This window comes from Bacteroidia bacterium (assembly GCA_041391665.1).
GTDB lineage: Bacteria > Bacteroidota > Bacteroidia > J057 > J057 > JAGQVA01.
Map to the genome: position 1 here is coordinate 1,597,375 of JAWKNO010000001.1, position 18,664 is coordinate 1,616,038.

14 protein-coding genes are annotated in these 18,664 nt (G+C 45.2%); 13 read left to right on the forward strand and 1 reads right to left on the reverse strand.

What is annotated here, in order from left to right; translation table 11 throughout:
- The first annotated feature begins 24 nt into the window (after positions 1 to 24).
- The 13 genes from rpoC (at position 25) to R3D00_06855 (ending at position 17,484) form a co-directional block, all read left to right on the forward strand.
- On the forward strand, positions 25 to 4,356 hold the full coding sequence (gene rpoC / locus R3D00_06795) for a DNA-directed RNA polymerase subunit beta' (GenBank protein ID MEZ4772872.1): 4,332 nt from the start codon (positions 25 to 27) through the stop codon (positions 4,354 to 4,356).
- A 243-nt stretch (positions 4,357 to 4,599) separates the two neighbouring features.
- Entirely contained in the window at positions 4,600 to 5,415 is an 816-nt protein-coding gene (locus tag R3D00_06800; protein ID MEZ4772873.1) for an energy transducer TonB, read from the forward strand.
- Positions 5,416 to 5,510: 95 nt separating this feature from the next.
- Positions 5,511 to 6,116, forward strand: a complete 606-nt coding sequence (locus R3D00_06805; protein ID MEZ4772874.1) for a phosphoribosylglycinamide formyltransferase — start codon at positions 5,511 to 5,513, stop codon at positions 6,114 to 6,116.
- Between the two features lie 20 nt (positions 6,117 to 6,136).
- On the forward strand, positions 6,137 to 7,657 hold the full coding sequence (gene purH, locus R3D00_06810; protein ID MEZ4772875.1) for a bifunctional phosphoribosylaminoimidazolecarboxamide formyltransferase/IMP cyclohydrolase: 1,521 nt from the start codon (positions 6,137 to 6,139) through the stop codon (positions 7,655 to 7,657).
- Between the two features lie 24 nt (positions 7,658 to 7,681).
- Positions 7,682 to 8,704 carry a rod shape-determining protein gene (locus tag R3D00_06815; GenBank protein ID MEZ4772876.1) on the forward strand — a complete coding sequence of 341 codons (1,023 nt, stop codon included), beginning with the start codon at positions 7,682 to 7,684 and terminating at the stop codon, positions 8,702 to 8,704.
- Positions 8,705 to 8,717: 13 nt separating this feature from the next.
- Positions 8,718 to 9,593, forward strand: coding sequence for a rod shape-determining protein MreC (gene mreC / locus R3D00_06820; protein ID MEZ4772877.1), 876 nt, complete (start codon positions 8,718 to 8,720; stop codon positions 9,591 to 9,593).
- Position 9,594: 1 nt separating this feature from the next.
- Positions 9,595 to 10,101: a hypothetical protein gene (locus R3D00_06825; protein ID MEZ4772878.1), complete on the forward strand. Its 507-nt coding sequence runs from the start codon at positions 9,595 to 9,597 to the stop codon at positions 10,099 to 10,101.
- Entirely contained in the window at positions 10,102 to 11,934 is a 1,833-nt protein-coding gene (locus R3D00_06830; protein ID MEZ4772879.1) for a penicillin-binding transpeptidase domain-containing protein, read from the forward strand.
- 5 nt (positions 11,935 to 11,939) lie between these two features.
- Positions 11,940 to 13,211, forward strand: a complete 1,272-nt coding sequence (gene rodA, locus R3D00_06835; GenBank protein MEZ4772880.1) for a rod shape-determining protein RodA — start codon at positions 11,940 to 11,942, stop codon at positions 13,209 to 13,211.
- 118 nt (positions 13,212 to 13,329) lie between these two features.
- The gene (locus R3D00_06840) at positions 13,330 to 14,256 is read left to right on the forward strand and encodes an ATP-binding cassette domain-containing protein (GenBank protein ID MEZ4772881.1); all 927 of its coding nucleotides are present in this window, start codon (positions 13,330 to 13,332) and stop codon (positions 14,254 to 14,256) included.
- 6 nt (positions 14,257 to 14,262) lie between these two features.
- The gene (locus R3D00_06845; GenBank protein MEZ4772882.1) at positions 14,263 to 14,988 is read left to right on the forward strand and encodes an ABC transporter permease subunit; all 726 of its coding nucleotides are present in this window, start codon (positions 14,263 to 14,265) and stop codon (positions 14,986 to 14,988) included.
- A 17-nt stretch (positions 14,989 to 15,005) separates the two neighbouring features.
- Complete coding sequence (locus R3D00_06850) at positions 15,006 to 16,538, forward strand: Gldg family protein (protein MEZ4772883.1); 1,533 nt, start codon at positions 15,006 to 15,008, stop codon at positions 16,536 to 16,538.
- A gap of 16 nt (positions 16,539 to 16,554) precedes the next feature.
- On the forward strand, positions 16,555 to 17,484 hold the full coding sequence (locus tag R3D00_06855; protein ID MEZ4772884.1) for a DUF4340 domain-containing protein: 930 nt from the start codon (positions 16,555 to 16,557) through the stop codon (positions 17,482 to 17,484).
- A gap of 12 nt (positions 17,485 to 17,496) precedes the next feature.
- On the opposite strand, the gene R3D00_06860 is transcribed toward R3D00_06855, so the two are convergent.
- Positions 17,497 to 18,663 (reverse strand): prenyltransferase/squalene oxidase repeat-containing protein, encoded by a 1,167-nt coding sequence (locus R3D00_06860; protein MEZ4772885.1) that lies wholly within the window; start codon positions 18,661 to 18,663, stop codon positions 17,497 to 17,499.
- Between the last annotated feature and the right edge of the window lies 1 nt (position 18,664).

An 18,664-nucleotide genomic window follows, 5' to 3' on the forward strand; every position in this document is an offset into this window, starting at 1 on the left:
TATTAAACATAGCGGAGGTAACGCATGCCCATAGCTAAAAACACCAAAATCACCAGTGATTTCAGTCGAATCACCGTAAGCCTTGCTTCTCCTGAAGCGATTCTGAACCGTTCGAATGGTGAGGTGCTAAAGCCTGAAACCATCAACTACCGGACATATAAGCCGGAGAAGGACGGGCTGTTTTGTGAACGGATCTTTGGCCCTGTGAAAGACTATGAATGTCACTGCGGGAAGTACAAAAGAATCCGTTATAAGGGAATTATCTGCGACCGTTGTGGCGTGGAAGTTACCGAAAAGAAAGTCCGCCGTGAGCGGATGGGGCATATCCAGTTGGTTGTGCCTGTAGCGCATATCTGGTATTTCCGTACTCTGCCAAGTAAAATTGGTTATCTGCTGGGCCTTACTTCCAAAAAACTGGACCAGGTCATTTACTATGAAAGGTATGTGGTCATCAATCCAGGGGTATTGGAAAATGAGGGTATTCAGAAAATGGACTTCCTAACGGAAGAAGAGTATCTGACCCACATGGAAACGCTGCCCAAAGATAATATGATGCTGCCGGATGAAGATCCGCAGAAGTTTATCGCTAAAATGGGGGCCGAAGCACTTGAAATGTTGCTTAGTACGATTGATCTCGATGATCTTTCCTACACACTTCGTCAACGTGCAGCGAATGAGTCTTCTCAGCAGAGAAAAAATGATGCGCTGAAGCGTTTGAAGGTTGTCGAAGCTTTCCGCTCGGCAAACCGCAGAATGGAAAATAAACCCGAATGGATGGTGGTGCGAATTGTACCGGTAATTCCTCCGGAACTTCGCCCTCTGGTGCCTTTGGAAGGTGGCCGCTTTGCAACTTCTGACCTTAACGATCTCTACCGCCGGGTAATCATTCGTAACAACCGTCTCAAGCGCCTGATCGAAATTAAAGCGCCTGAAGTAATTCTCCGCAATGAAAAGCGGATGCTTCAGGAAGCCGTTGACTCGCTGTTTGATAATACCCGTAAAGTAAATGCCGTAAGATCTGATTCCAACAGAGCGCTGAAGTCTCTTTCTGATATGCTCAAAGGAAAGCAGGGGCGTTTCCGTCAAAACCTTCTGGGTAAAAGGGTTGACTACTCTGGTCGTTCTGTAATTGTGGTTGGACCTAACTTGAAACTCTATGAGTGTGGTCTTCCTAAATCCATGGCGGCTGAATTATTTAAGCCTTTCGTTATCCGGAAGCTCATCGAACGGGGGATCGTAAAAACAGTCAAGAGCGCGAAAAAACTTGTTGACCGTCGCGACCCTGTGATTTGGGATATCCTCGAAAATACGCTGAAAGGCCACCCGGTTCTCCTCAACCGTGCGCCAACGCTTCACCGTTTAGGTATTCAGGCTTTTATGCCTCGTCTGGTTGAAGGTAAGGCGATCCAGCTTCACCCGTTGGTTTGTACGGGCTTTAACGCTGACTTTGACGGTGACCAAATGGCGGTGCACGTACCGCTGAGCAATGAGGCTTGTCTTGAGGCTATCGTACTGATGCTTGCCGGACACAATATTCTTCACCCTGCCAACGGAACACCTATTACTCTTCCTACTCAGGACATGGTATTAGGGGTGTACTACCTTACCAAAGGTCGTCCAAAGCAGAAAGGAGAAGGCTTGCTTTTTGGAAGCCCTGAAGAAGTCGAAATTGCTTATAATGAAGGAGTAGTTGCCAAACACGCCTATATCAAACTTCGCCATTTCAAATACGATGATAATGGTGAAATTCAAATGGGCGAAGATGGTAACCCTTTAAAAGAAATCATCGAGACCACCGTCGGACGGGTAATGTTTAATAAAATCGTTCCCAAAGGTGCCGGCTATGTAAATATTCTTCTTTCGAAGAAGTCCATGCGTACGGTTATCATGGATATTTTCCTCCGGGTGGGGCTTGTTGATACGGTTAAATTCCTCGATGACCTTAAAGATCTTGGTTTCCAGGAAGCTTTTAAAGGTGGGCTCTCTTTCTCATTGGGTGAGGTTATTATCCCTGTCGAGAAAGACATACTTATCAAAGAAGCCGAAAATAAGATTGAAGATGTGGCTGCCAGCTATGCCATGGGTCTTATTACGGAAAATGAGAGATATAACCAGGTAATTGACATCTGGACTCATACCAACTCCCGCCTGACAGAGACGCTGATGAAGCAGTTGAGCGAGGATAAGGATGGGTTTAACAACATCTATATGATGTTCCATTCCGGAGCCAGGGGTTCCAAGGAACAGATTCGTCAGCTTGGCGGTATGCGTGGTCTGATGGCTAAACCACAGAAAACGCTTAAAGGCTCTGCCGGTGAAATTATTGAGAACCCGATTCTCGCAAATTTCAAGGAAGGACTTTCTGTATTGGAATACTTCATCTCTACCCACGGTGCACGTAAAGGTCTCGCGGATACAGCGCTTAAAACGGCTGATGCCGGGTATCTTACCCGCCGTCTCGTAGACGTAGCGCAGGACGTGATCATTACAGAGGAAGATTGTGGAACGCTTCGTGGTATTACAACTACGGCTCTTAAAGAAAACGAGGACGTGATTCAGCCATTAGGTGAGCGTATTCTCGGTCGTGTATCTCTGAATGATGTAATTGATCCATTGAATCCCGATGTAATCATCGTCGGTGCCGGTGAAGAAATTACGGAAGCGGTTATGAACGCGATCGATGAAACGGCTATCGAAGAAGTGGAAATTCGTTCCGTACTTACCTGTGAATCCAAAATGGGTGTTTGTGCCAAATGCTACGGTCGTAACCTGGCTAACAACCAAATGGTTGAAGCAGGGGAAGCTGTTGGCGTTGTCGCTGCTCAATCTATCGGAGAACCAGGTACACAGCTTACCCTTCGTACTTTCCACGTGGGTGGTACTGCACAAAGGGTTACCTCGGCAAGCCAGTTGATCGCCAAATTCCCCGGTCGTGTGGAACTTGAAAACGTAAGGTTTGTTGAGCGTGAAGTAGAGGATGACGACGAGCCAGTGCGGATCATCATTAGCCGTACCGGTAAACTCAAAATTGTCGATGAGCAGTCCAGAATTCTCTTCTCCAACAAAGTACCTTACGGGTCTTACCTTTATGTAAATGATGGTGAGCATGTAGAAAAAGGAATGATGCTGTGTAAATGGGATCCATATAACTCCGTTATTATCTCTGAGTTTGAGGGTAAAATACAGCTGGATGATGTAAAAGAAGGGGTAACTTATCTGGAGGATATCGACGAACAGACCGGACACAAAGAGAAGGTCATTATCGATAGCCGCGATAAAGCTATCAACCCGACAATTATCATTCTGAATAAAAAAGGTGAAGAGCTTAGAAGTTATAACCTTCCCGTAGGCGCGCACCTCGTAGCTGGAAACGGTGAATCTGTTACTGCCGGTCAGATTATGGTGAAAATTCCAAGATCTGGTGGTGGTACTGCGGATATCACGGGTGGTCTGCCAAGGGTAACCGAGCTTTTCGAAGCACGTAACCCCTCTAACCCAGCCGTTGTAACAGCTATTGAAGGTGTGGTTAAACTGGGTGGAATTAAGCGTGGTAACAGGGAAGTATTTATTATCTCCCCTGATGGCTCTGACGAAAGACGTTATCTGGTTTCCCTCAACAAACATATTCTTGTTCATGACGGGGATTATGTAATGTCCGGAGAGATGCTTTCTGATGGAGCGATCGCACCTAAGGACATCCTCTCGATCAAAGGCCCAAGCGCTGTTCAGTCATATATTGTGAATGAAATCCAGGAAGTTTACCGTATGCAAGGTGTACCTATCAACGATAAACATATCGAAGTGATCGTGCGCCAGATGATGCAAAAAGTAGAAATCGTGGATGCTGGTGATACAATTTTCCTTGAAAAAGAAGTTGTAAACCGTCTGGATTTCCAGGAAGAGAATGACTGGATTTTTGACAAATTGGTAATTGAAGAACCAGGAGATTCTACAAGTCTGAAGCCGGGACAAATAGTCTCTCAGCGCAGATTGCGGGACGAAAACTCCGGGCTTCGCCGTCAGGATCTGAAACTGGTAAAAGCCAGAGAAGCCAGATCGGCAGTTTGTCAGCCCGTACTGATGGGTATTACCCGGGCATCCCTGGGTACCAAGTCGTGGCTCTCAGCTGCGTCCTTCCAGGAAACTACCAAAGTACTGAGCGAAGCTGCAATTACAGCAAAAACAGATGACCTCGGAGGTCTGAAGGAGAACGTAATCGTTGGGCACCTCGTACCAGCCGGAACAGGACTTCGTAAGTACCACGACATTCTCGTGGGAGATATGGAAGAATACAAAGACCGGATGGATGGACGGGAGACAAGTGCCAGAAATACTTCTACCGTGATTTCCGACTAGGTTATCCATTAGATATGTTACAGGAGAAGGGGCTTTTAAAGTCCCTTCTTTTTTTTGCGCCATTTGTGGATAGCTCAATGATTGTCCTATTGAAAAATATTCTCTTTTTTTCTGCCTTCTTTATGGAAAAAGAGTAGAAGTCCAGTCTTACTGATAAGCCTGAATATCAATGTTGTATTGAATTCCCGGAGTCATTTTCCAGGGGACAGGCCGATCTATGTACATCAAAAAACAATTAAGACTATGACACAAGTAATCACCGCATCTCTGGACGAAATGGTCTTCGAAGGCCGGGAGAAAGACTATGGAGCCTTTTCGCTTCGTAAAAGCTATCCCCATCACCTATTAGCCGGAACAACCGTCATTGGTATCACAGCCTTTCTCCTTACGTTTGGGCCTCTCATTGCCAAAAGTATGGGGTTTTATCAGGTAGTACCATATGAAAAAGAAAAAATAGCCATTGTTATTAACCCGTTTGAAATCCCCCAGCCGCCTGCAATCGACGAAGAAACCCCAGAACTTCCCCCACCGCCCCGCATCGAAAAAGATTTGCGAACCTTAGCCTATCTGATTCCGGAACCAACACCGGAAGAGGATTTAGATGATGACGAAGCGTCGATTGTTTTGATAGATTCCCTGAAGGACGTCCCGAATATTGGGCTGATCGACAAAGCGGGTGCGGATGAAATCGCATTTTTCCCGGGAGAGCTAGACGGAACAGGGAGTATTCCCGAAGTTATTGTTGAGCGCGAAGTGCCTATTGATGTCTTTATTGTTGCAGACGAAGAACCTCAACCCGTCAACATGAGTGAAGTTCAAAAGTTGATTGGTTATCCGCAAATTGCTCGGGATGCCGGGATACAAGGGAGTGTAATTGTAAGGGTATTGGTCGATAAAAAAGGGAATTATACCAAACACAAAGTGATCAATCAGGTACACCCGATCCTTGAAAAAGCTGTAACAGATCATATTGATAAACTTCAGTTTACACCTGCCATTCAAGGTAAAAAACCCATCCAGTTTTGGGTGAATATCCCCTTTAATTTCAAGCTTTTATGATAATGACTCCATAATGTAAATAAATCAGCCGTTCTCTTTGGAGGACGGCTTTTTGTTTATGGAGATATGCTTACCTTTGCGGAAAATCATAAAGTTTGGCTGCATCTTCACCCATTCGTATCGCAATATTTGCCTCAGGTGGTGGCTCAAATGCGAAGACTATTCTTACCCGTTTTCAGGAGTATCCGGAAGGCGAAGTAGTATTGCTGGTAACTAATAATCCGGAGTCTGGAGTTGTGCATTTTGGTGAAGAGTTTTCTGTGCCGGTCGAGATTCTCACCAGAGAAAAATTTTCCGATGGAACATATCTCAATGCACTTATGCAGCGTTATCATATAGATCTGATTGTGCTGGCTGGTTATCTTAAACTTATCCCGGCGCAAACCGTTTCACAATTCCCCCAAAGAATTCTTAATATCCATCCGGCCTTATTGCCCGCTTATGGAGGAAGGGGAATGTATGGTATGAATATTCATAAAAACGTTATAAAAGATGGTGCTTCTCATTCAGGCATCACCATACATTTTGTGAATGAAGTATATGACCAGGGAGAAATCGTCTTTCAGGAGGCTATAGCGGTAGATAAAAACTGGTCACCTGAAGACCTCCAGAAAGAAGTGCAAAAACTTGAGCATCAGTATTTTTCGGAGGTAATCAAAAAAGTGTGTGAAAACTTACTCAGGCAAAATAATAATTTGTAATTTCACGGTCTAAATTAGTTATGGGAGGAGATATTCGCATTCGGTCGGCATTAATTTCTGTTTACCATAAAGAGGGATTGGAGCCATTGATCCGGGAATTGATTACCCGGGAGGTTGTGCTGTACTCAACCGGAGGTACTGCAGAGTATTTGCGTACACTGGGTGCTGATGTTGTCGAAGTTGCGGATCTTACCGGTTACCCTTCTATTCTTGGCGGCAGAGTAAAGACGCTTCACCCCAAAGTGCATGGCGGTATCCTTGCACGCCGGGGAAATCAGACAGATGTAGCAGAACTGGATACGTATGATATACCCGTAATTGATTTGGTAATTGTAGATCTGTACCCATTCGAAGCTACCGTAAAAAGCGGGGCTGATGAAGTTGCTATAATTGAGAAAATAGATATTGGGGGCATTGCGCTTATCCGTGCGGCTGCCAAAAATTTTGAGGATGTAACCTGCATCCCCTCCCAAAAATACTACTCTGCCCTGACCGAAATTCTTTCAGCGCAGGATGGCTTTATTTCTCCCGCCCAAAGGAAAATGTTTGCCGGGGCAGCATTTGACACTTCTTCACATTATGACGCGCAAATTTTCCGCTACCTGAGTCCGGAATCTCCCAGCCTGAAGATTTCTCATCAGGAGCCAATGGTATTGCGTTATGGAGAAAATCCTCATCAGAAGGGTTATTATTATGGAGATTTGAGCAGCCAGTTTGAACAACTCAACGGCAAAGCCCTGAGCTACAACAACCTGGTGGACATCGATGGTGCACTGCAGCTTACCGATGAGTTCTCTGAACCATTTTTTGCTATCATTAAACATACCAATCCCTGTGGATGTGCGATCGGAACAGATCTCTCTGATGCATGGGAAAAAGCACTTGCAGGTGATCCGGTATCTGCTTTTGGCGGTATTCTTGCTTGTAACAGAGCAGTTGACAGTCAGGTTGCTGCATCGATCGATAAATTGTTTTTTGAAGTGCTGATCGCTCCGGACTATTCGGAAGATGCGCTTGCGATACTTCGGCAGAAAAAGAACCGGATTTTGCTAAAACGCATTCAGCCAAAGCAACCCGCCCAAATGATTAAGGGGGCGGTAAACGGGCTTTTGGTACAGGACAGAGATACGGTGAAGTTAAATGAAACTGATATTGCTGTAAAAACTACCCGTAAACCAGTCCGTCAGGAAATTACAGACGCGATATTTGGCGATACGGTCTGTAAACATCTAAAATCCAATGCTATTGCAATAGTCAGAAACGGGCAGTTGATTGGCAGTGGGGTAGGGCAGACTTCCCGTGTGGATGCGATCCGGCAGGCAATTCGGAAAGCATTGGATATGGGATTTGAACTTAGCGGCTCCGTACTGGCTTCAGATGCATTTTTTCCCTTTAAAGATTCCGTTGAAATCGCTAATGAACATGGCATCCGGGTGATTGTCGAGCCAGGAGGATCCGTAAGGGATGAAGAGACGATTAATTTTTGTGAAAATAACGATATGTGCTTAATTTTCACCGGAGTACGGCATTTTAAGCATTAATAATTATTGTGAGGAATAGAATACATGGGCTTTTTTGATTTTTTTACTACAGACATTGCTATTGATCTTGGGACAGCGAATACGCTGATCATGTATAACGATGAAGTCGTCGTTGACCAGCCGTCTATCGTTGCTGTGGACCGCATGACCGGGAAGGTAATTGCCATCGGTAATGAGGCGCAGCAAATGCATGAAAAAACCCACGAAAAATATAAAACCATTCGCCCGCTCCGGGATGGAGTGATTGCGGATTTTACCGTTGCTGAACATATGATCCGGGGTATGATCAAACTGATCAGCAACCGGAAAAAGATGTTTTCCACCAGCTATCGCATGGTGATCTGTATTCCCAGTGGAATTACAGAAGTGGAAAAACGGGCAGTAAAAGATTCTGCCGAACAGGCAGGTGCCAAAGAGGTTTATCTGATTGCTGAGCCAATGGCTGCGGCTATCGGGATAGGCCTGAATGTAAAAGAGCCTACCGGGCATATGATCGTCGATATCGGTGGGGGGACTACAGAAATTGCGGTAATTGCACTTTCCGGTATTGTTACAGATCAGAGCATCCGTATCGCGGGAGATGAATTTAACGATGATATCCTCGACTATATGCGCAAACAGCACAATATGCTGATTGGCGAAAGAAGCGCAGAAAGAATAAAAATCGATGTAGGTGCCGCACTGCCCGAACTCGAATCACCCCCGGTAGATATCGAAATCAGAGGAAAAGACCTGATGACAGGAATCCCCAAAACGATTTCTGTTTCTTACCGTGAAGTTTCTCATGCGCTCAACAAATCTATAACCAAGATTGAGGATGCGATTCTCAAAGCGCTTGAAAATACGCCGCCAGAGCTTTCTGCTGATATTTACGAGCGGGGCATTCACCTCACCGGAGGCGGTGCTTCACTTCGTGGACTGGATATTCGTTTGGCAGAAAAAACTAAACTTCCCATACACGTGGCGGAAGACCCCTTGAAAGCAGTGGTAAGAGGTACGGGTATTGCCCTGAAAAATATTGATGAGTTTAAATATCTGATGAGCTAGATTTCCTTCAACTATGCTTCGTCTGCTGGCATTTTTTTCGGCGTATAGAAACACGATTCTTTTTCTGATACTGGAAGGAGTCGCACTCTATATGGTCGTCAATTATAATGACCACCAGCGGCATCAGATGGGCGACTTCCTGCTGGAATCTACCTCGGCTTTTTACGAAAAAAGGGCATCTGTCAATTACTATTTTCATCTCATTCGGGATAACGAACACCTGAAAGATGAAAATATCTATCTGCGCGAACAACTTCTGAATGCAAAAAATCATATTGCTCAGATGGAAGCTCGTATGGGGAAAGATTCTCTTGTACAATTGCTCCTGAAGGATAGTACGGCAGATCGAAGTTCGTTTTCTTTTATTTCGGCCCGGGTAATCAAAAACTCTACGAATAAGACGTATAATTATCTGGTCATGGATAAAGGCGCCGCTGATGGTGTTGAGCCTGATATGGGAGTAGTTTCGCCTGAAGGAATTGTAGGAAGAGTGATTCGGGTTAGCGACCGGTATAGTCTTGCACTGAGCGCGCTGAATGTGGATTTTAAACTAATCCTCAACACACTCAGCCCGGATCGGAAAGAAGAGGATATGAATGTGGGCTTTTACGAATGGCGGGGCGGCGATCCCAGACATGCATTCTTAACATATATCCCCGAGACCGCAAAACTTGATACCGGTTATACAGTAGTAACCTCTGTGAACAGTCAGATTTTTCCCCCGGGATATGTGGTAGGGAAAATCTCACGACTGGGAAAACAAACGCAGGACGGATTTTATAACGCGCAAATGGAACTTTCTGCCAATTTTAACTCGCTTACGAATGTGTACCTGATCTCCTCCAGCAATAAAGCTGTTTTGGATTCACTGGAAAAAAACCTTCGATAGCATGTATGGATCACTCAGATATATTGTGGCTTTCTTTATTTATGTGTTCTTCCAGGTCGCTATGCTCAACGACCTGACACTGTTTCACGTAGCTACACCATTTGTCTATCTGCTTTTTTTACTTACGCTCCCTTTTAATCTTCCGGTTCCGGTCCTGTATATCATTGCATTTATCACAGGATTTGCGATAGACGCATTTTCAGATCATGCGGCCACAGGGCTTCACATATTTGCATCGCTTATGGCTGTTGCCGCAAGAGGCCGGATAGCCACTTTTGTCAGTACCACCAATTACCGGAGCATAGATGAAATTTCTTTTCGAAATCAGACCCCGGTATGGTTTGTGTGGTATCTTCTCCCTTTAATTTTCCTGCATCATTTCACATATTTTTTACTGGAGGCGTTTTCCTTTCAGTTTTTTCTTCTGACGCTGTTAAAATCGATTTCGAGTACACTTTATACGTTTTTTATTTCGTATATTTTGTGTTATCTGTTTTATCAAAAATAAATGGACAATCTCAGGATCAGGGGCGGTATAATTATAGCAGGCATTGGGCTGATATTCCTGATATTTATCTGGCGGCTATTTTCTATACAGGTATTAAATAATGAATACGCCCAGAAGGCCTTAAACTACGTAGTAAAAACCAAGTCTATTATTCCCCCCAGAGGAAATATATACAACCGATACAGCGAAATCTATGTAAGCAACAGGCCCACCTTTAACCTGATGATTACTCCCAACGAACTGGTTATTCCGGATACGTCTGTACTGATCGAATTGCTGGGGATGACACAAGCGGAGATTGACGATATTATTGATAAGGCGAGCAAACACTCTATGCTCAAAGAATCGGTTTTTGCCCGATACGTAGATCCGGAAACTTACGGCAAATTGCAGGAAAGATTATGGAATTTTGGTGGATTTTCTTTTTCTGCCAGCACTACCCGATATTATCGTTACCCTGTCGGAGGCAATATTCTGGGTTACATCAGCGAAGTGAATGCCCGGGAAATTGAGAATTCTGACGGGAAATATATCAGTGGAGACCTGATTGGAAAATCGGGTATCGAAAGAGCGCATGATTCCACCCTTCGGGGGATTCAGGGAAAACAGAAGATTCTCAAAGATGTACATAATCGTGAAGTGGGTAGTTTTGCTCATGGAAAACAGGACAAGCCGGCGATCAAAGGCCGGGAAGTCATGTTGGGGATTGATACGGAATTGCAGGCTTTGGGGGAAGAGTTGATGAGAAATAAGAAAGGGAGTATTGTGGCAATAGAGCCTGCTACGGGAGAAATTCTGGCTTTTATCAGCGCCCCTTCCTATAACCCTTCTGCCCTTACCGGTAGTGAGCTGCAAAAAAACTGGCGAATGCTTCAACTTGACACCCTCAACCCGTTGTTTAACCGGCCATTGATGGCGGAGTATCCTCCGGGGTCCATTTTTAAGCTCCCTGTTGCGCTGGCAGCATTAAATGAAGGAATCATAACACCTGATACTTATTATAGCTGTGGCGGAGGGTTTAAGCGCAATCATGGTAAGCCCGGATGTCGCCACCATATTACCCCGTTGAAACTGGAAAATGCCATCAAATATTCGTGTAATTCCTATTTCGCCGCGACGTATATGGATTTCCTGAACAATACAACCAAGTATAAAGACATATATGAAGCCTATAATACCTGGTACCGCTACATGGATTTGATGGGAATAGGGCGAAAACTAAATGTGGATTTGCCTTATGAGAAAGACGGCAATCTTCCCTCTACCGACCTTTACGACAATGAGCGGGTTTTTTACGGGAAAAACCGTTGGAGTGCGACGCATGTTATCAGTAATGCTATCGGACAAGGGGAAATCCTGATGACACCATTGCAAATGGCGAATATGGTCGCTATGATCGCCGGACGTGGCAAATACTTCCCTCCACATTTTGTAAAAGCTACCAAAGGGGTTAGTGATCTTCACTGGAACAGAGTGCCTTATGATACAATCCGTACCGGGATTAGATACGAACATTTTGCCGTTGTCGTAGATGCTATGGAAAAAGTGGTGGACGGGGGTACAGCCGGGCGTGCTTTTATTCCCGGTATAGCAGTCTGTGGAAAAACTGGCACCGTGCAGAACCCCCATGGCGAAAATCACGCGGTATTCGTAGGGTTTGCGCCTAAAGAAAACCCTGTAATAGCCATTGCAGTAGTGTTGGAAAATGCCGGAGGCGGAGGGAGCTGGGCTGCGCCTACCGCCAGTATTATGATCGAAAAATATATCCGAAGGGAAATAAAGGACAAAACTTTTGAGTATAAACGAATTCTGGATGCCAACTTTTTAAGATAATTGTTTTGAACCGGAAGAATTTTGATTTTGACCTGATTACGCTGTTGCTGTTCCTCGGACTCACACTCCTGGGTTGGATGACCATTTATGCAGTTTCCTCTGCGGGTGGCCATACAGCTATTCTGGATATGGCGGCAACACATGGTAAACAGGCTATGTGGATTGGGATTGCCCTGGTGTTTGCCATGTTGATACTGTCCCTTGATTACCGGTTTATAGAGGCTACCAGTTACCTCGCGTACGGGATCAGTATTGCGTTGTTGATCGTCGTTTTGGTCGTCGGACGTGAGATCAACGGTGCAAGGAGCTGGATTGTGATTGGCGGTATTCAATTTCAACCTTCAGAGTTTGCAAAACTGGCTACAGCTTTGGCTTTGTCCAAGTATATGTCGAGGTTAAATTTTTCGATGAATAATTTGCGGCAGCTATCTGTAGCCAGCCTGATGGTAATTGCTCCTGCGATCATCGTTATTCTCCAAAACGACACCGGATCGGCATTGGTTTTTGGTAGTTTTCTGCTGGTATTCTTCCGTGAGGGCCTGAACCCCCTCGTTTTGGTTTTTCTGATCTTAACCGGTGTGGTGGCAATCGTTACGTTAGGTGTCGGGAAGTTGCTGGTCATTGCAGCTTGTATTGCAGGTGTCGGTGTGGTCTCATTTCTCTACTTCTACAATCAACGGCAGTGGGTTCGTATCCTGATGGTTCACCTAATAGCGGTAGTATTCCTGATTGGTATATCTGTGAGTGTGGATACTTTGGTAACAAAACTCGCCGACCATCAACAGATCCGTATTAAAGTACTGTTTGATCCCAACCTCGACCCTCAGGGGGCCGGATACAACGTTATCCAATCAAAAATTGCCATTGGTTCGGGAGGCATTTCCGGTAAAGGATATCTGCAGGGAAATTATACCAAATATAAATTTGTACCCAAACAGGTGACCGATTTTATTTACTGTACCATTGGGGAGGAATATGGCTGGATTGGCACGAGTGGCGTTATTGTTTTGTTTTTTCTGTTGATCTGGCGAATACGATTTCTTGCCGAAAACTCCAAAACGAGGTTTGCCCGGATATATGGCTACAGCATATTGTCGATCATCTTTTTTCACGTGATGGTAAATATTGGGATGACGATCGGGCTCATGCCGGTTATTGGTATTCCTTTGCCGTTTTTCAGCTATGGGGGCTCTTCCTTGCTGGCGTTTACAGCGCTGATTTTTATAATGGTAAATCTGTATTCTTACAGAATTTCTGTTTTAGGTTCTAAAGTGTAGCGCATCACCCCTCTTCGGCATCAGACTTTAACATTGCTTTAACATTTGCGGCTTGACAATCCCTGTCGAAGCCTATATTTTTGTTCTCCATAATTGCTTAATATTTTGATGAATAGTCATGGATATTACTGTTCGTAATCTTACCAAGACCTACGGAGATCAAAGAGCGGTGGATAATATTTCCTTTCAGGTGAAAACAGGGGAAATTCTGGGTTTCCTTGGTCCCAATGGTGCCGGTAAAACCACAACGATGAAGGTCTTAACCTGCTATATGGCACCTTCCGGAGGAACAGTGAAAATCGGAGATCTGGATATTTTTGATAACCCTGAAGAAATCAAAAAGCATATCGGCTATCTGCCAGAAAATAATCCTCTTTACCTCGAGATGCCGGTGCTGGAGTATCTCGCTTTTGTTGCGGAAATACAGGGGGTGAGCAAGGCGGAGTTCCCGGCCCGAATACGTTCAATTGTCAGTAAGTGCGGCCTGAACAAAGAAAAGCACAAAAAAATCGGTGAACTCTCTAAAGGATACCGTCAGCGGGTAGGTCTGGCTCAGGCATTGATCCACGATCCCGAAATATTGATCCTTGATGAACCAACGACAGGACTTGACCCCAACCAGATAGTCGAAATCCGGAATCTGATCCGTGAAATAGGAAAAGAGAAAACGGTCATCCTGAGCACACATATTTTGCCTGAAGTAGAGGCTAGCTGCGACAGAATCCTGATTATCAGCAATGGAAAAATCGTTGCAGACGGAACCCCCGATACCCTGAGTAAACAGGCCCAGGGAAGGCATGTGGTCAACGTCAGAATTAAAGCAGATCAGGAAGATGCGGTCCGGCAACTGCGCATAATGAAGGATGTTTCTACGGTCGAAATCAATCCATCAAAACCCGATTGGTTTCAGATTACCAGTACTACCGGTGTGGAAACGAGAGAAGCTGTATTTCAGCTTTGTGTAAAAAACGGGTGGATACTCACTGAGATGACGCCTGTTGAAGAACGCCTAGAAGATATATTCAGAGAATTAACCCTGAAATAATTTCCTATGAAAAATATATGGATCATCGCAAACAGAGAATTCCGGACTTTTCTGGACTCTCTGGTCGCGTATATCCTGCTGGTCGTATTTCTTGGACTCAGCGGATTGTTTACCTGGCTGTTTGGCACAGATGTATTTTACATCAAGCAGGCGACCATGCAGCCATTTTTCCAGATCGCCTACTGGACCTTATTTTTTTTCATCCCCGCACTGACCATGCGTATGATTGCTGAAGAAAAAAGAGTAGGCACTATGGAATCTCTGCTTACACGTGCTATTACAGACTGGCAGATTGTCGCAGGAAAATACCTGGCCTGTATGCTTTTGATTGCCATCGCCTTATTATTTACCATACCCTATTACCTCACAATCGCCTGGCTGGGGCCTATCGATCACGGGGCCGTCTGGTGTGGTTATCTGGGACTACTCCTTCTGAGTTCTGCCTATATCAGCATCGGTATTTTTACTTCAAGTATTACCAGTAACCAGATCGTTGCTTTTCTTCTCGCACTGGTGATCGGTGTATTTTTTCACTGGATATTTGGTTTGGTGAGTAGTGTAGCTTCGGGTAGCCTGGCATCATTGTTAAACTATTTAAGTACATCCACACATTTTGCTTCTGTATCACGGGGCGTTATCGATTCCCGGGATGTGATTTACTTTGTCTCGATCTCAGCGCTGGGATTAATTCTGGCAGAGATCCAGCTGGCGGGGAGGAATGTTGTCGATTGAGATTTAAAGGGAAAACTATGAAACTGACAAAATCAACAGTTACAATACGATTAATCCTGTATGTGGGGATTTTTATCATGCTGAATCTGGTCGCTGGCAGGCTGTTTTTCAGACTTGACTTTACGGCAGATCATCGTTATACCCTGAGTCAAAGTACCAAGGATATTCTGAAAGGGGTGGACGAATTAATTACCATCACAGCTTATTTTTCCCAAAACCTACCGCCAGAACTGAGCAAAACCAGCACGGATCTAAAAGATTTACTGGCAGAGTATAAGAGCTATTCCCCTAATATAGAATATGAATTTATCGATCCGGGCGACAACGAGGAAACCCAGCAGGAAGCCATGCAGGCGGGAATTTTTCCGCTCGATATTTCTGCCCGTGAAAGGGATGAGATCAAAGTAGTGCGCGGATATATGGGCGTGCTGATCAAAATGGGCAACAGGCAGGAGGTGATTCCCCTTTTGCAATCTGCTTCTGGTATGGAATATTCGTTGTCTTCCAACATCAAAAAGCTTTCCGTAACCGAAAAACCGAAGGTTGGTATTCTGCAGGGACACGGCGAAGTTGGCTCAGACCAATTGCAACAGGCCATTGCAGAACTAAGTAATCTATATGAGGTAGATACATTTTCTCTGGCGACAAATTCTGAAGCCTGGTCTGCATTCAAAACGGTCATTATCCTTGGCCCCGATCAAATGATCCCTCAGGAGCATCTGGATGCCATGGATCAGTTTCTGGCCAGTGGCGGCAGACTTCTTGTCGGGATAAACACCGTAGGGGGAGATCTTCAGGCACAGCGCCCATGGGATAGAATCAATACAGGCCTTGATACCTGGCTTAGCCAAAAAGGCGTGCTTGTCGAACAGGCTTTTCTAACCGATGTAAAAAGCGCAACAATTACGATGCAGCGCAGGCAGGGGTTTTTTGTGGTTTCTCAGCCGGTTCCATTTCCTTACTTTCCTACTATCAGTAATTTTGCCGAGCATCCGATTACGCAAGGACTGGAAGAGGTGCTGATTCAGTTTGGTAGCCCTGTCACCATTATTGGAAAAGATACGGCCATTCACATAAAACCACTTGCGATGACAACCAATCAGAGTGGAAAAATTGCCCCGCCTACCTACTTTGATCCGGATAAACAGTGGACTACTCAGGATTTTGGTTATGGCGTTCAGAATATTGCCGTTACGCTGGAAGGAAAACTGAATGGCAACGTCGCTTCAAAAATGGTAGTTATCGGTGATGGAGATTTCCCTGTGAATCCTCCCCAGCAGCAAATTTCTCCCAACAATGTAAACTTTCTGGTGAATGCTGTGGACTGGCTTACGGATGATACCGGGCTGATTGCGCTCCGAACCAGCAGCGTCGATTCCCGTCCCCTCGAAAAACTCATCCAGGATGACGATGAAACCATCGTTATGCGCAATCTGGTGAAATATGGCAACTTCTTTATTCCAATTCTGATTGTAATTGTATTTGGTATTGTTCGTTTTCAACGGCAGCGGGCCAAACGCCTGAAATGGATGGCAGAAGATTATAGTTAGTGAAAACCTGAAGATTATGTTCAAAAGATTCAGTAATAAACAGCTTATTATCGTCTTGGGATCTCTCACCGTTTTGTACCTTCTTTCACTGGTGCTGGGAGGGAAATCAGAACGAACATTTAAAAAGACGATCTCTGCAATTGATACTGCAAAAGTTAACCTGATACGTATCACTCCCCCCAACGTTTCCCCTGTTTTACTGAGCCGGGCCGGGAATGAATGGACCGTGCAAATTGACGGAGGTGTCCAGGCTCCCACTTCACCAGGTGCGGTAAAAAGTGCATTGGCATCCATTGCTTTTCTTGAAGCCAAACAACTCGTAAGCCGAAATGAAGATAAATGGGGCGAATATAAAGTCGATACAGCCGGTACCCGTGTTGAAGTGTTAACCGGAGAGAAAAAGTCTCTGGATCTGGTACTTGGCCGTTTTGAATACAAACAAACGGGGATGATGTCTTATGTCAGGGAAAATGGATCAGATGAAACCTATTTGGTGAATGGATTTCTGGAGTCTTCTTTCAATCGGAAAGCAGATGACTGGCGGAATAAAACCCTGCTCAAAGGTCCCCAAAGCGAATGGATGAGCATAACCTTTACATATCCGGGTGATAGTTCTTTCCAGATAATAAAAGCTGCTGACAATACCTGGATGTTGAGCGATTCGGGTGCCTTAAATACCTCAGAGGTAAATAGTTGGCTGAGCGCCGCAGCTAATACGAATGGAACAACCTTCTCCGAAAAACCACCGGTAATTACCGCTCCATTGTATCAGGTCACGGTGCAAACTACCTCTGGTTTAGTAGAGGTAAAAGCTTTTGAAGATGAGAATAACCAGTTTATCCTGACTTCTTCTCAAAACCCCGGTGCAAATTTTGCAGATGCTACGGGTGATATTGTAAAAAAACTGTTTGTCTCAAAAACTAAATTTCTCCCCAAATCTGATTGAGGAAGATCCGGTTTATTCTGAACCGGCGTTTTCCCACACCATTACGGCCATGGCAGTAGCCAGCAGCGGATCGTCTTCTTTGTTTCTTGCACCATCTGGATTTGCAAAGCTTCCATCGGAGCGCTGGTAAGAGGAAAGTATCTGCCAGATTTCCTGTTGCCAGGTGCCTTGCCAATTCAGGGCTTTATAAACTTCAGACCGCACCCAAAGGTGGTATATAATCAAAACTGTTTGCCATTGCTCAGGGTTGTCGGCGGGAATCCCGCTATCGTACGCCAGAGCAGGATGCGCTTCCAGCCATATGCGAGCCTTCTGTATGGCCGGATTTTCCAAATCGGGGTCGCAGGCCAATAACGCAAGTAAACCGTCACAGGTCGCTGTGGCATAAGACCGGAAGCAGGCCGGGCTGCTTTCTGTTTCGGCGATAATGCCGCCTTTATTTGCGCTGTAAACCACCGGTGAAATATAAAATCCGCCATCGGAGACCACAGGTTTTTCTTCTGGCGGTAGTACGGAGTTGTACCGCAGAGGATTGGGCTGCGGAAGAGAATCTTTCTGCAACACACCCAAAAAGCGAAGGGCTTTTTTATAGGCAGAAGATTCTGCATAGCCTGAGGCCCGTAGGGCCTGAAGAACTTTTCTCGTATGAGAAATATCCAGATGCCCGGTTGTACCGGGCCTGATATCGGGTTCTCCAAAACCCCATGCGCCATAAGCTGGGTGATTTTTTTCTATCCCCCTGGGTTCTGAAAATTGTTGCCCGGCGAGATAGGTCTGCATTTTTTTTATTATGCCCGCATCCTCCGCATCGCTGTTAAGGACAAGGACTCGCAAGGCATAAGCCGTTGCATAGTTGGGATATTCGGGTATCTCCGGATCACTGAGACCGATGACACCTTCAGCGTTCATGTGGCTGCGGATAAAATCCAGTGCTTTTTGCTTTTTGCGATGGGGAACCGGATAGATTGACTCCGGTATCTGAAGGAGTGCAAACAGCACAAATGGGGTATGTGCTTCTCCGCCTTTCATTATGCCATGAGCAGGACTATGCCATCCCCCGTCGGGGCCCTGCCGGGACCAGAGGTAATGAACTGCTTGTTGAAGCGGTGTATTCACCTCTGCTGTTTCCCGGCAGGAAAAAAATAGCATGACAAATAAGAATAAAAACCAGCGATACATG